This is a genomic window from Paenibacillus bovis, assembly GCF_001421015.2.
Taxonomy (GTDB): domain Bacteria; phylum Bacillota; class Bacilli; order Paenibacillales; family Paenibacillaceae; genus Saccharibacillus; species Saccharibacillus bovis.
In genome coordinates this window covers 3858904-3872294 of sequence record NZ_CP013023.1, presented here as the reverse complement: position 1 = coordinate 3872294, position 13391 = coordinate 3858904, and the positions used below count along the sequence as shown (strand labels likewise).

The following is a 13391-nucleotide window of genomic DNA, read 5'->3' as shown; positions in this document are numbered from 1 at the left end:
CCGCAAGTTGAACAGAAAGGATGGCGTGTCTTGCGAAATTTGGGAAGTGGCAAGTGGATAGCGATTATTATTACAGTAGTAGGTCTGATTGTACTTTGTGTGAACCAGTTCTATGTGCATGTTATGGCCAAGCCATGGAGCCATGAACAGGAAGCGCTCGAGATTGCCCAGAAGCAGGCTAACCTGACTTCGCTTACCCGTACCTACCAGTCGGTCTGGAACGACAAATCGATCTACTGGGTAGTGCAGGGACAGAACAATCAGCAGCAGGAAGTAATGGTCTGGGTCAAATTTAATAAAGACGGCACTCCAGTACAGGGAGCCAATGGTGTACATGTGGAGAAAACGGCTGGAACTATAAATGTACAGCAGGCCGAGCAATTGGTTCAGACCGATCTGCCAGGTGCCGAGGTTGTTCGTGCTGTACCAGGTTCATATAATGGCAAATATGCCTGGCAGGTGTTTTCCAAATCAGGAGATCATTATTACTATGTATTCTATAATTTCCGTGACGGCACCAAGCTGGGCGGACCGATGGAGCTGCCGAACACGTTGTCCGGTAATTAAGCCAGCAATAGGTGTGCCAGATAATAAATGATGAATGATTTATCAAGAAATGAAATATAAAAAGAGGCTGCATAGAGAGTAATCTCATGTGCAGCCTCTTTTATTTAACACGTTCGATAGCTTTTTGTTCGTGGGAGATACTGCTGATTTATACTGTTTCAGAGCGATATTGATCCCAGTCAGCTCTCGGATTACACTGTACAGCGTATCTATTGTACTGTCACCGGTAGCATTTCCGGTATGAACCGAGCTGCCTTTACGCAGCTGTACCTTAGCAGTAGGGTGCAGATTTCCTGTTATGACCCAAAAAGACTCCAGAGCATAGAGTTTATTTGATTTATTCCGATTGGAATATTCACTGCGCAAAAACAGCAGATCATGATTGTAGATTTCCTTAAAGCACAAGGAAGCCGATAGGATCATATTAATAGCATTAGTAGTAAAGGCGGTACAAAACGCATACATTATAAACAGCAGAAATAAAAGCAGTATTTGAACAGTACGATCTTGTCGGAATTTGCCAAAGTTGCAGCGACCTGTGTAAAAGCGATATGATAATAATAACCATTTGTACAAAGATAAAAGAACTTTGCTGACTCAACAGGTATGAGAGAAAAAGCGGGATAGGTTTTTGCAGCAAGTAGGATCATTTATTATTCCGATCCATCTATTATCTCATTTTAATCCATCTACTATCTGAAATAAGTATGAAAGATCAACAATTGCTTTATAGCCTATTTGATAAAATAAAAAAATCCGAAAGGGTTCGTCTGCTGGGGAGCAAACGTATCAATTTCGGATTTTGCCTTATCATTAATATGTAAAATAAAGTTCATAGAGTTGCCTTAAAATGGAGCAATTGGTTATGATATACTACAATTATCTACAATTTGTGTAAAATATTTTTAGAAAGCACAAAAAAACCTGTCGTTTTTGGGTTACCGAAAGGCCATTGTCTGCCGAAATAAAGTTATACAAAAAATAACTGCATCTTGTATATACACAGAGGAGGACATGTATGAAACTTCGGGCGCTGCCTGTTATGATTACCGTGGTCGTTTCAATTGCCGTACTGTTTGGGGGCTGGTTTACGTATCGACAACTTACCCTTCACAATCCGCTTATGAAAATTGTCCAATCTTATCCGGGTGTCAACTCCGCCCAGGTTACTATTAACCAGAAAGAGGTAGCTTTGAAACTCGATTTGAAACCAGAAGCAGATTTGGGAGCTCTTGTTCAACAAATCCACAAACAAAGCACTGATATTCTGGGTACACGTACTCTCAAATTAGAAGTGATTGACCATTCCGACGACAAGCTTAACAAGATATGGGAAAATGCAATGTTCCCTGTATCCCAGGCAATGGCCAATCGTGAATATACCGAAATCCCCAAGACTCTTGAAGAAATCGCCAAACTGAACACTGGTGTTCAGGCCAAAGCAGAGATGGATGATCGTAATGTCTATGTATCCCTAAGCAATGGTAAAGCCAGCAAGTTTCTGATTCTGCCGCGTACTGCTCAAGTTACAGGAGGGAATGCCTAATGCCTAAATGGACCAAAGAAATCGTTATCGGATTTGTACCTGTTCTGCTTATTTTCCTGCTATACGTAGGCTATAATATACTGCCTTTGCTGCTGCTTGCAGCTGTTGTCGGCGGCATCCTGTTCTTTATGCAAATGCGCGGTGGACTGGCTGTCGGTGCGAGTCAAGAACGCAATCGCAAAAAAAATGGTCCGGTCAAACTGACTTTTGAACAAATTGGTGGTCAGGACAATGCCAAGCGCGAACTGCGCGAAGCACTGGATTTCCTCGTGCGTCATGATGAAATCAATAAATTTGGTATTCGTCCACTGAAAGGGATCCTGCTGACAGGCCCTCCGGGAACCGGTAAAACGCTGATGGCCAAAGCGGCTGCACATTATACCAATTCCGTATTTGTTAGTGCTTCCGGTAGTGAATTTGTGGAAATGTATGTTGGTGTCGGTGCCGGTCGTATCCGTGACCTGTTCAAGGATGCACGTACCCGTGCTGCCAAAGAAAACAAACAAAGTGCGATTATCTTTATTGATGAAATTGATGTAATCGGTGGTAAGCGTGAAGGTGGACAACAGCGTGAGTATGATCAGACGCTGAACCAATTGCTTACCGAGATGGATGGTATCTATAGCAATGAAGCACCACGTATTCTGATTATCGCCGCAACCAACCGTAAAGAAATGCTGGACAGCGCTCTGCTGCGTCCAGGCCGTTTTGACCGTCATATTCAAGTGGATCTGCCGGACAAAAAAGGTCGCAAGCATATCCTGGAACTGCATGCTGCCAACAAACCGATGGCTGCAGAAGCCAATCTGGATAAACTGGCTGAAGAGGCTTATGGCTTCTCCGGTGCACAATTGGAAAGCGTCATGAACGAAGCAGCTATCTATGCTATGCGTCAGGATGAAGAAGTGATCAGCCAGCGTCATATGTCGATGGCGATCGATAAAGTAATGATGGGCGAGAAAACAGACCGCGAATCCAGCGCCGAAGAAAAACAGCGCGTCGCTATTCACGAACTCGGTCATGCGATTATGGCAGAGGTTGTCCGTCCGAATAGTGTGGGCCAGGTTGCTCTAAGTCCGCGCGGCCAGGCACTCGGTTATGTTCGTCATAATCCACAGCAAGAACAATATCTGTATACCAAGCCATTCCTGGAAGAGCAAATCATGATCGCTCTTGCCGGTGCAGCCGCTGAAGAAATGTATTATGAAGGCCGCAGTACAGGCTCCAGAGGTGACTTTGACCAAGCGCTGAATATCGTACAGAACATGGTAGAAGCCGGTCTCACCAAACTCGGTATCGTAACGATCAATATGGTTCCCAAAGAATTGCTGATGAAAGAAAGCAATGCGATTCTGGAAGATCTGGGTGAGCGTACCCGCAAGCTGCTGGAAGAACGCCGCCACATTTTTGACAGCTCCCTTGACATTTTATTACAGGAAGAAATCCTCTCGGGCGAGCAATTCCGTGAACAATTCAAGAAAAGTTCAAATGTACCAGCTTAATTCACTAAGCTGGTACTTTTTTTTTACTTTTTGCCTGTGCTACGGTATTATTAGATGTTGGAGATTATATAGAAGCCCGGCATTTTTCATCATTACATTTCTTATGCTTGGCATAATTAAAATAGACCAAAACAATCGTTTGTCTTGTTCTGTTTTGCTTTAAATAGAGCTTGAGAAGAATATGAAAGTGTGAAGGGCCAGATGGTGTCCGGCTAGATGGTTTAGCTTATACCATACTGAATATTGGAAGGGTGGAATAGAAAGCATGAATTTTAAAAAAGTCGGCGTTATCGGCGGCGGTACAATGGGTCAGGGCATTGCAGAAATGCTGGCCAAAAAAGGTATCGAGGTGCTGTTGGTTGAGAAGACTCCAGAGAAACTGGATAATGCGTGGAGCATGATCGAGACCAGTCTGGACAAGCAAATGGAAAAATGGGCACTGACCCAGGCAGAGAAAAAGCTAATTCTCGGCAAAATCCAGAAAGTGACTCATTTTGCGGAACTCGGTTCCTGTGATCTGGTTATCGAGACAATCAGCGAAGATCCAGAAGCGAAAAAAGAAGTGTTCGCGCAATTGGATCAGGTTTGCTCCAGCAGCGTTATTCTGGCGAGCAACACGTCTACGCTCAGTTTGACCGAGCTGGCTAGCTCGACCAAATATCCGGAGCGTGTAATCGGACTTCACTTTATCTATCCGGTATCCAAAATCGACCTGGTTGAAATTATCCGTGGCCTGCGTACTTCCGACAAGACTTTTGATCAAACCAAAAACTTTGTGGAAGAGACTGTGGAAAAAAGAGGAATCATGGTTTACGAATCTCCTGGTTTCGTAACAAGCCGTATTATCTGTCTGCTGATCAACGAAGCACTGCATGTGCTTGAAGAAGGCGTAGCTTCTGCTGAAGATATCGACGATGCTATGCGTGTCGGCTACCAGTTCCAATACGGACCACTGGAAATGGCAGACCGCTTTGGTCTGGATTCTGTCAATGCTGCTCTGGAGCGCATGTTCCGTGAGTATGGCGAGCTGAAATACCGTCCAGCGATCATTTTGAAAAAAATGGTGCGTGCAGGTAGTCTCGGCGTGAAAACAGGCGAAGGATTCTTCAAGTATGACAAGGATGGTGACCGGATATGAAAGTACTCGTAATCAACTCAGGTAGTTCTTCACTCAAATACCAGCTGTATGATATGACCGATGAATCCGTTCTGGCCAAAGGTCTGGTAGAGCGGATCGGGATGGACTCTTCCATTCTGACTCACAAGCCGACAGGCAAAGACGAAGTCACCGAAGTTAGCGAAATTCTGGAGCATAACACAGCGATCCGTAAAGTTATCGACAAGCTGACTGACAAAACGCATGGCGTTCTGGAAAGTGTAAGTGAAATCAATGCTGTCGGACACCGCGTTGTACACGGCGGTGAATTTTTCAAAGAGTCTGCTGTTGTTGACCAGCAGGCCAAAAAAGATATTCGTGCACTGATCGATCTGGCACCACTGCATAATCCGGCTGCAATCATGGGTATTGAAGCTTCCGAAATCAATATGCCGGGCGTACCGCAGGTTGTTGTATTTGATACAGCCTTCCACCAGACAATGCCTGAAAAAGCATATCTGTACGCAATTCCGCGGGTACTTTACAACAAATACAAAGTACGTCGCTATGGATTCCATGGCACGTCCCACTATTATGTAAGCCGTGCAGCAGCCGATTTCCTGGGCAAGCCGCTGGAAGATCTCAAAGTAATCACTGCCCATATCGGTAACGGCGGTAGTCTGACTGCTGTACAGGGTGGTATCTCCGTAGATACTTCCATGGGTATGACGCCTCTTGAAGGTCTGATGATGGGTACACGCAGTGGTGATCTTGATCCGGCGATCGTACCTTATGTCATGAACAAGGAAGAGCTGACAGTCAGCGAAGTGAATCTGATGCTGAACAAGCACAGTGGTCTGCAGGCGATTTCCGGAATCAGCAGTGATATGCGCGAAATCACTGATGGTCTGGAAAAAGGCGATCCTCATTCCACACTGGCATTCGAAATGTACGAATATCGTCTGCGTAAATACATCGGTTCTTATGCAGCAGCAATGAACGGTGTTGATGTACTCGTATTTACAGCCGGTGTAGGCGAGAACTCTGCAATCGTGCGTAAAGCCGTTTGTGAGAACCTGAGCTATCTGGGTGTAGAGATCGATGAGGAACTGAACAAAGTACGTTCCGGCGATCCACGCCGCATTTCCACACCAAATTCCAAAGTAGAAGTGCTGGTTGTACCTACCAATGAAGAGCTGGTTATCGCTCGCGATACCTACCAACTCATCAACAAGTAAAAACAACAGCATGGTATAGACAAGGGGAGAATGAAAGAATGTCCACTAAAACCGTTATTAAAAGAGTCAATGAGCATATTGGCGAAACCGTAACGATTGGAGCATGGATTAACAACAAACGTTCCAGCGGTAAAATCCAGTTTTTGCAGCTGCGTGATGGTACAGGCTACATCCAGGGCGTTGTTGTCAAAAGCGAAGTACCGGAAAGTGTCTGGAATGATGCGAAAAGCATGACCCAGGAGAGCTCCCTGTACGTAACAGGTATTATCCGTGAAGAGCCGCGCAGTAAATCCGGCTACGAAATGACGGTTACCGATATTGAAGTTATTCATATCACTTCCGAATATCCGATCACTCCAAAAGAACACGGTGTTGATTTCCTGATGGATCATCGCCACCTGTGGCTGCGTTCGAATCGTCAGCGTGCAGTGATGGTTATCCGCGCCGAGATTATTCGTGCGGTTCAGGAATTTTTCAACACGAATGGATTTACCAAAGTGGATCCGCCAATTCTGACGCCTTCCGCGGCCGAAGATACAACCGAGCTGTTCCATATTAAATATTTTGACGAGGATGCTTACCTGACACAAAGTGGTCAGCTGTATATGGAAGCTGCTGCAATGGCACTGGGTAAAGTTTATTCGTTCGGTCCGACATTCCGCGCCGAAAAATCCAAAACCCGTCGTCACCTGATCGAGTTCTGGATGATCGAGCCGGAAATGGCATTTACTACGCACGAGGAAAGTCTGGAAGTACAGGAGCAGTTTGTATCCCATGTGGTTCAGTCCGTACTGAAAAACTGTCGCGCCGAGCTGGAGACGCTGGAACGCGATGTAACCAAGCTGGAACATATCGTTGGTCCATTCCCGCGCATCACTTATGATGAAGCGATTGAGTTCCTCAAAGGCAAAGGATTCGATATCCCTTGGGGGGACGACTTTGGCGCACCGCACGAGACTGCGATTGCCGAAGCCTATGACAAACCAGTATTTATTACCCATTATCCAAAAGACATCAAAGCATTCTACATGAAGCCTGATCCAGAGCGTCCGGAAGTTGTTCTGTGTGCAGATATGATCGCTCCAGAAGGTTATGGAGAGATTATTGGCGGATCACAGCGTATCGACGATCCGGAATTGATGGAGCAGCGCTTCCAGGAGCACAATCTGGGCGAAGCTTATCAATGGTACATGGACCTTCGTACGTACGGAACCGTGCCTCACTCCGGATTCGGACTGGGTCTGGAGCGTACAGTAGCATGGATCTGTGGTCTGGATCATGTACGCGAAACTATTGCTTTCCCTCGTATGCTGTATCGTCTGTATCCATAATTTCTGTACGGACACATGACTCAGGGTGGACGTATAGAAAGGATGATTAAAACAATGGGCGGAGAACAATGGAAAGCATGGGCAAAAGGCGCTGCGTACACAATGGGCATGCAGACAGCCAATATTCCTTATGCACTGCTAAAGTATTATCAGGCGCTGGATCTGGATGATGCTGAAGCGATGCTGCTATTGCAGCTGCTGTCTTTCCGTCAGGTAGAGCATAATGAATTTCCGACGCTGGAAGAGCTGGAATGGAGAACGGGTGCAGCACCTGGCATAATCGCTGCCCGTATCCAGAAGCTGATGAAAGCCGGATTTATCGGGATCGAAGACGAACAGGACCCGATGACAGGCATTCGTTATGAACGTTATGATCTTAGCGGCCTGTATGAGAAGCTGGGCACGATTCTGGCGTCCGAGCAGCAGGAACGTATTACGGCGATCAATCAGCCGCCTGCAGCAGCTGTGAACCAGGCAAGCAAAGAAGAAGAGCGGGAGCGTAACCTTTTTATTATTTTTGAAAAGGAATTTGCCCGTCCTTTGTCGCCGATGGAGTGCGAAACGATCTCCGGCTGGCTGGATCAGGACCGGTACCCGGAAGAATTGATCCTGATGGCGCTCAAAGAGTCTGTATTCGCTGGTAAGCTCCATTTCCGATATATAGATCGTATTTTACTGGAATGGAACCGAAACCGTGTACGTACGGCTGAAGACGCCAGAGCATACACGCAAAAGTTCCGTCAGCGGTAAATGATCAATAATGGTAATGACAGCTTCTGGGCAATGTATTTCAGACAGGATGGCTGTCAGATAGTGCCAGAATAATTAGTATGCCAAAGGCTGCTTCCGCTATGTATTTGTGGAAGCAGCCTTTTTGGTATGTCTTTGTACAGATGGCAAGATAGATTCGTGTTTATCAGATACCTGGCGATTAATGCTGGAGCAAGCAAATTATAAATAGGAAATGAAATAATACGAATATAATAACAACATGAGCATGCGATAAATTACGATATGAAAACAGAAAATCCTTATTAAAATCAAAATAAAAAAGAAAATTGAAAAAAAATTTTAAGGGTATTTCCTGTTTTGGTAATTACATTAATTTACTTTTTAGGTTATTTAATATAATTTCTTTTGTGTGAATTTATATACTTATTTATGAATAAATATTTGTTAAATCGTATTTAACCTATATTGTCTAATTCTCGTTGTAAGATTATAAAGATGAAAATAATTCTATAAAGATTTTAAAATCAAAGTGCATATGTAAGTATATATCACATCATAAGTATGGAATTTAATTAATATGTTTCGTAAAAATTCAGAATACTATTGAAAATAGAGCAGGAATTTTCAATAGTAAACCTATATACAGCAAGCTATTTAGAATATGTATATAATTATACAATCTTTTGGATTGGCTAAATCTTTAAACTTATTGATTCAATTAGTAAGCAAATGTTCATAAAACAAGTATAAAAATTGTCAAAATAGCTAACATGTCCGAAAATATAAAACAAATTGTGAACAACGAGTGAAGTAGTCGGAATTATAAAATAAAAATGAAACAATATGCAGGAAAAAAATCACCTTGTAAAATCTATGTAAAATGTAAGCGTTCTAATAATTAGGTAAGTATATAGTCAATATTGAATTTAATTTTACAAAATCATATCCGTACTGATTTCATTAGGCTTGCAATTTATTTGAAATAGGAGTAAAGTAACTTGTGCCCGTAAGAAACAAGTACCGGTTGTTTGAAAAACGTATGTAATAGTTTATATTTATTCATTGGTCTACTTCATCACACCAGTAGTACAAAGCAAAATAAGCATCAGGATTGGTAACAGGAGTTTACTTAAATAACGATGTACAAAAACATAATTAGAGGAGAGTTAAAACCATGAACGCAAAAATTCAAAAAGTATTATTGTCCACAGTAGTAGCAGCAAGTGTTGGAGCTGTTGCAGTAGTAGCACCAGTAGGTGGAACTCACGCTTTTGCAGCTGAGAAATCCAGCCACGATAAAAGACAAGATAGAGAAGAAGCACGTGCTGATAACGCTGCATTCGTAGCAGCACAAACTGCACAATTCAATGCACTGTTTGGTACTAAAGAAGATACAACTACAAAAGAAGAAGCAGCTGCCCCAACTGAGACAACTGCTCCAACTAAAACAGAAGCTAAACAAGATATCGTTGTTGTTGTTCCACAAGGTGCCAGCCTGACTGAAATCGCTGCTCAATACGGTATCACTGTAGACCAACTGGTTGCTGCCAACAACCTGCTGCCTGCTGGTTACCAACTGACTGTTCCACAAAAATAAGAATTATCCACTGATCGGCCAAGAGCAGAGGGATGAATAGAGCATAGATGGAGCTCATTTGCTGCCACAAATGGGTTCCTGCTCTAGATCTTATTTTATGTAACATGCAATTCCAGATATGCAGAATCAATCGATACTGTATGTCTGTTTTTATAATTTAATTCAGTATACGGGTATTTGTTACAAAGGGCAATAATAAAATTAGTTTTTTATACAATAAAAGCTGACATTCCAGTGAATGTCAGCTTTTTTGTACGCTTTCATAGGAGTAAAACCGAACGAAAACCTATATAGATACTTTTAAGTTCGGTTTTATACAGATAGATTTTTAAAAGTGATCTGCTTACGATTTGCGCAGCAGCAGATCGCGATAAATATATTCAAAAATAAACTCAAAAGCTTCCAGATGACGTTTGGCTTCGAATGCGTTTTTCCCCCAGGCATAAATACCATGACCACGCAGCAGGATGCCCGGAATAGCAGGGTTCAGTACGCCGGATACCAGCTCGGCGATACGGGGAATCTCCGCATAGTTGGGCAGTACAGGAATAGTAATCGCCGCGTTTTCTTCCCAGATATTAAAAGCTTTGATTAGTTCCAGCCCTTGAATAGGCACAGCGCCTTTTTCACCAAAATATTCACTGACCAGATTGTTGAACACGGTGTGTACATGGAATACAGCACCGCAGCCTGTCTCCCGATAAATTTCGCAATGAATCAGTGTCTCTGCGCTTGGTTTCAGACCGGTAGCCTCGCATGGATGCCCTTCCTGATCGACAAACAGAAAATCCGAAGGGGTACTGACTGATTTGTCCTTGCCGCTGGCAGTAATAGCAAAATGGAAATTATCCGGGGTATAATCGCCTACACGCAGGGATAGATTGCCGCTTGTACCAGGGAACCAGTGACGTGCCGCAAACTGTTCCTTGATGCCGCCTAATTCTTGCAATACAGCCTGTTTTTGCTCAAGAGGTATAGTTACAAAGCTCATGAATGAATCGCTCCTATTCGTTGACGGAAGTCGTTAATAATATCATGGAAAGTTTGGAAAGCAACATGCGGTACATCCAGCTCTCTACATTTATCTGTTAATACAGATCGGGAGTAGACCAGATCGGCTATACGTGCACCTTCAAAATCAGTCAGACTGTCGCCGATCAGGATACGTTCATACTGCTCTGGTGGAAACTCGCGCATAACGGTCGTTTTACACATGCCGCAATCATTCTGGCAGTGTTCATCACAGGGGTGCGGCCACAATATTTCGATATGTTCACCGGAGAAATCGGCACTATTGCAGAAGATATGGTTTTCCGGGATCCCGAATGGTTCCAGCAGCGGTTTGAGAAAGAAATCAATACCGCCGCTCGTCACATAGTACGGGATCTGATGCTCTCGCACCAGATTCAGAAATTCCGGAAATCCTTCGCGGATACCCGCATGTGTCATCACAAACTCGATAATCTCGTTTTTGCTGGAGGATGGCATCAGCGCGAACATTGCACCTACTCCATCGCGGATCGATCGTTTCTGGGCAACCACTTCCTGCATGATCTCTTCATAACCGGCAGGAGAAAAGTGCTTCATAATAGCAACGATATTATCGGTGTTGGTAATCGTACCATCGAAATCACAGAAAATAACCGGCTGTCTGGATGTCATCGTTCTCCACCCCAGATCTCAATCGCCTGGGCGAGCTCCTGATGTCCCTGGACAGCATAATCCGCCAGCGATACACCGGACAGTGCAGCATCGATTGCCTGCTGAAAAGCTCTTCCGCCTGCGCTCGCGCCACCTGGATGCCCGTGAATACCTCCGCCTGCATTAATAATGACATCTGTACCAAAGTCCTTGAGAATCAAAGGAACAAGTCCTGGATGAATGCCTGCAGATGGCACCGGGAAGCTCTGCTTGTACGGGAGACTTCCAGTGATGAGCTGTTCGCGAATTGCCATGTTTTCCTCACGCGGCATTGTTACCGAGCCGTACGGAGAAGGGAATAAGACCAGATCCGCACCTGCCAGCCGCATCAGCTGACCAAGCAGTACGGAAGCCGAGATACCGTAATAAGGTGAAGGGTAGTAGGCGCCTGCAAGCGCTGGATGTGCCATGATCGGAATCGAAATATCCGGATCTGCACTCAGCTCGGACAATACATCATAGCCATAGGACAATACATTGAGCAGCAGTGCACTTGCGCCAGCATCGATTGCTTTTTTGGCCTGTTCCTTCAATTGGAAAGTATGACCGGTCAGGTTAGCGGCATACAGCACTTTTTTGCCTGTTTCTGCCTGGGCAGCTTCTGCAGCTTTACGGCAGGCAGCTACACGTTTCTCGATCGGTGTCAGTTCATTCTCAAACAGAATCTCGTCATCCTTGATCAGATCTACGCCCCCCAGTGCCTGTGCACTGAATTGACGGGTCAACTCGTCGAGATCATGACCGATAACCGATTTGAAAATGCTCATCAGCAGTGGACGCTCAGTTACACCGAGCAGCTGGCGAACACCGTGGATACCGAATTTTGGTCCTTTGAAATGGCTCAGGAAGGATTCGGAGAACTCCAGATGAGTCAATTTGATGCGTCCATCCATAGAGATTTTGCCAAATACGGTCACCAGCAGTGCGGGAATATCACTGCTGAAATTCGCATCCGGATAAGCAATACGTACATCGGCATAACGCTCACCACCAGCAGGTTCATGCACTTCTACCGAAATGACTTCGCCCAAATGCTTTTTCATAGACTCCTGCTTGGCAGCAGGAAGCTCTGTCCAGCTGCCTACAGTCATACCGACCGCGATCGATTGGGCTTTTTTGTGGAAATCTGCTTTGTCGTCATGAATGCGGTAAGAAGCGATACAGTAACTCATGAATTTTCCTCCTTTAATACGGCTCCCATTTCGCGGGAGCGCTCTGTACAGCGTTCGATCGCGCGGATAATGGTATCTTTCATATGTTCCTCTTCAAATACCTTTACAGCGGCTGCGGTAGCTCCATTGGGAGAAGTTACTTTGGCACGCAGATCAGCAGGATCTTCACCGGTCTGCTGTACCATATGAGCGGCACCGATAGCTGTCTGTATCGTCAGTTCGCGTGCCTGCTCCATGCTCAGTCCGCCCTGAATACCCGCTTCGATCATCGCTTCCATCATATAGTATATATAAGCCGGGCCACTTCCGGAAATACCGGTCAGCGTTTCCATCTGGTTTTCCTCGATTTCGGTCACGGTGCCCACAGCTTCAAACAGATAGCGTACCAATCTTCTCTGATCGGCAGATACTTCATCCGAGAAGACAATTCCTGTTGCACCAAGACCGATCGTGCTGGATGTATTCGGCATAGTACGGGCAACAGGCTGACGCTGTCCGAGCAGATGCTGAATACTTTCTACAGATAGACCTGCGATAACAGATACGAGCAGCTGATTCGGGCTGAGCAGAGGACCCAGGTGGCGCAATGCCTGTGCAGCATCTGCTGGTTTCATCGCCAAGACGATTACTTTGGAAGTACGAAGTACATTTTCGCGCTCCGATTCATGAGCGATAACGGATACGCCATAGCGCTGAATCAGATAATTGAGACGTTCCTGGTTGCCGCGGTTCAGCATAGTAACCTGACCGGGTACAACAACCGAGCGATGCACCAATCCTCGCAAAATGGCTTCCGCCATCGAACCTGCTCCATAAAAACATATTGGCTCCTCGATAAGTGTGTGCTGCTGTGTAGAGTGACTCATCATACATTCATCCTTTCTATTAAAACCTTCATGGAAGGTTGGC

At 44.9% G+C, this 13391-nt stretch carries 13 protein-coding genes; 8 read left to right on the top strand and 5 right to left on the bottom strand.

All coding sequences use genetic code 11. The features are described from left to right. The first annotated feature begins 30 nt into the window (after positions 1-30). Positions 31-567 carry a cell wall elongation regulator TseB-like domain-containing protein gene (locus AR543_RS16425; RefSeq protein WP_060535524.1) on the top strand — a complete coding sequence of 179 codons (537 nt, stop codon included), beginning with the start codon at positions 31-33 and terminating at the stop codon, positions 565-567. 84 nt (positions 568-651) lie between these two features. On the opposite strand, the gene AR543_RS16420 is transcribed toward AR543_RS16425, so the two are convergent. After that, positions 652-990: an alpha-isopropylmalate synthase regulatory domain-containing protein gene (locus AR543_RS16420; protein WP_227871902.1), complete on the bottom strand. Its 339-nt coding sequence runs from the start codon at positions 988-990 to the stop codon at positions 652-654. A 595-nt stretch (positions 991-1585) separates the two neighbouring features. Here AR543_RS16420 and AR543_RS16415 point away from each other — a divergent pair. The 7 genes from AR543_RS16415 to AR543_RS16385 all read left to right on the top strand — a co-directional run bounded on the left by AR543_RS16415 (position 1586) and on the right by AR543_RS16385 (position 9609). Continuing rightward, positions 1586-2113, top strand: a complete 528-nt coding sequence (locus tag AR543_RS16415; RefSeq protein WP_060535522.1) for a hypothetical protein — start codon at positions 1586-1588, stop codon at positions 2111-2113. Further along, positions 2113-3615, top strand: coding sequence for an AAA family ATPase (locus AR543_RS16410; protein ID WP_060535521.1), 1503 nt, complete (start codon positions 2113-2115; stop codon positions 3613-3615). Before AR543_RS16415 ends, AR543_RS16410 begins: the two co-directional genes overlap by 1 nt. A gap of 265 nt (positions 3616-3880) precedes the next feature. Continuing rightward, the gene (locus AR543_RS16405) at positions 3881-4753 is read left to right on the top strand and encodes a 3-hydroxyacyl-CoA dehydrogenase family protein (RefSeq protein WP_060535520.1); all 873 of its coding nucleotides are present in this window, start codon (positions 3881-3883) and stop codon (positions 4751-4753) included. Further along, positions 4750-5949: an acetate/propionate family kinase gene (locus AR543_RS16400; protein WP_060535519.1), complete on the top strand. Its 1200-nt coding sequence runs from the start codon at positions 4750-4752 to the stop codon at positions 5947-5949. The genes AR543_RS16405 and AR543_RS16400 overlap by 4 nt, the downstream gene beginning before the upstream one ends. A 38-nt stretch (positions 5950-5987) precedes the next feature. After that, complete coding sequence (asnS, locus tag AR543_RS16395) at positions 5988-7280, top strand: asparagine--tRNA ligase (protein WP_046226690.1); 1293 nt, start codon at positions 5988-5990, stop codon at positions 7278-7280. 54 nt (positions 7281-7334) lie between these two features. Then, entirely contained in the window at positions 7335-8030 is a 696-nt protein-coding gene (locus AR543_RS16390; protein WP_060535518.1) for a DnaD domain-containing protein, read from the top strand. Positions 8031-9186: 1156 nt separating this feature from the next. Beyond that, a complete protein-coding gene (locus tag AR543_RS16385) occupies positions 9187-9609 on the top strand; it encodes a LysM peptidoglycan-binding domain-containing protein (RefSeq protein WP_060535517.1) in 423 nt (140 codons plus the stop codon). 343 nt (positions 9610-9952) lie between these two features. Here AR543_RS16385 and mtnB read toward each other — a convergent pair whose 3' ends face one another. The 4 genes from mtnB to proC are packed head-to-tail and all read right to left on the bottom strand — an operon-like array spanning position 9953 to position 13348. Continuing rightward, positions 9953-10600 (bottom strand): methylthioribulose 1-phosphate dehydratase, encoded by a 648-nt coding sequence (mtnB, locus tag AR543_RS16380; RefSeq protein ID WP_060535516.1) that lies wholly within the window; start codon positions 10598-10600, stop codon positions 9953-9955. Further along, positions 10597-11271: a 2-hydroxy-3-keto-5-methylthiopentenyl-1-phosphate phosphatase gene (locus AR543_RS16375; RefSeq protein ID WP_060535515.1), complete on the bottom strand. Its 675-nt coding sequence runs from the start codon at positions 11269-11271 to the stop codon at positions 10597-10599. The genes mtnB and AR543_RS16375 overlap by 4 nt, the downstream gene beginning before the upstream one ends. Then, a complete protein-coding gene (locus tag AR543_RS16370; RefSeq protein ID WP_060535514.1) occupies positions 11268-12482 on the bottom strand; it encodes a 2,3-diketo-5-methylthiopentyl-1-phosphate enolase in 1215 nt (404 codons plus the stop codon). The genes AR543_RS16375 and AR543_RS16370 overlap by 4 nt, the downstream gene beginning before the upstream one ends. After that, positions 12479-13348, bottom strand: coding sequence for a pyrroline-5-carboxylate reductase (gene proC, locus AR543_RS16365; protein WP_060535513.1), 870 nt, complete (start codon positions 13346-13348; stop codon positions 12479-12481). The genes AR543_RS16370 and proC overlap by 4 nt, the downstream gene beginning before the upstream one ends. Positions 13349-13391 lie beyond the last annotated feature (43 nt).

Coding starts and splice junctions, on each gene's coding strand:
- AR543_RS16400 (WP_060535519.1), top strand. CDS start 4,750: ATGAAAGTACTCGTAATCAACTCAGGTAGTTCTTCACTCAAATACCAG.
- mtnB (WP_060535516.1), bottom strand. CDS start 10,600: ATGAGCTTTGTAACTATACCTCTTGAGCAAAAACAGGCTGTATTGCAA.
- AR543_RS16420 (WP_227871902.1), bottom strand. CDS start 990: ATGATCCTATCGGCTTCCTTGTGCTTTAAGGAAATCTACAATCATGAT.
- AR543_RS16370 (WP_060535514.1), bottom strand. CDS start 12,482: ATGAGTTACTGTATCGCTTCTTACCGCATTCATGACGACAAAGCAGAT.
- AR543_RS16390 (WP_060535518.1), top strand. CDS start 7,335: ATGGGCGGAGAACAATGGAAAGCATGGGCAAAAGGCGCTGCGTACACA.
- AR543_RS16385 (WP_060535517.1), top strand. CDS start 9,187: ATGAACGCAAAAATTCAAAAAGTATTATTGTCCACAGTAGTAGCAGCA.
- AR543_RS16410 (WP_060535521.1), top strand. CDS start 2,113: ATGCCTAAATGGACCAAAGAAATCGTTATCGGATTTGTACCTGTTCTG.
- asnS (WP_046226690.1), top strand. CDS start 5,988: ATGTCCACTAAAACCGTTATTAAAAGAGTCAATGAGCATATTGGCGAA.
- proC (WP_060535513.1), bottom strand. CDS start 13,348: ATGAGTCACTCTACACAGCAGCACACACTTATCGAGGAGCCAATATGT.
- AR543_RS16405 (WP_060535520.1), top strand. CDS start 3,881: ATGAATTTTAAAAAAGTCGGCGTTATCGGCGGCGGTACAATGGGTCAG.
- AR543_RS16375 (WP_060535515.1), bottom strand. CDS start 11,271: ATGACATCCAGACAGCCGGTTATTTTCTGTGATTTCGATGGTACGATT.
- AR543_RS16415 (WP_060535522.1), top strand. CDS start 1,586: ATGAAACTTCGGGCGCTGCCTGTTATGATTACCGTGGTCGTTTCAATT.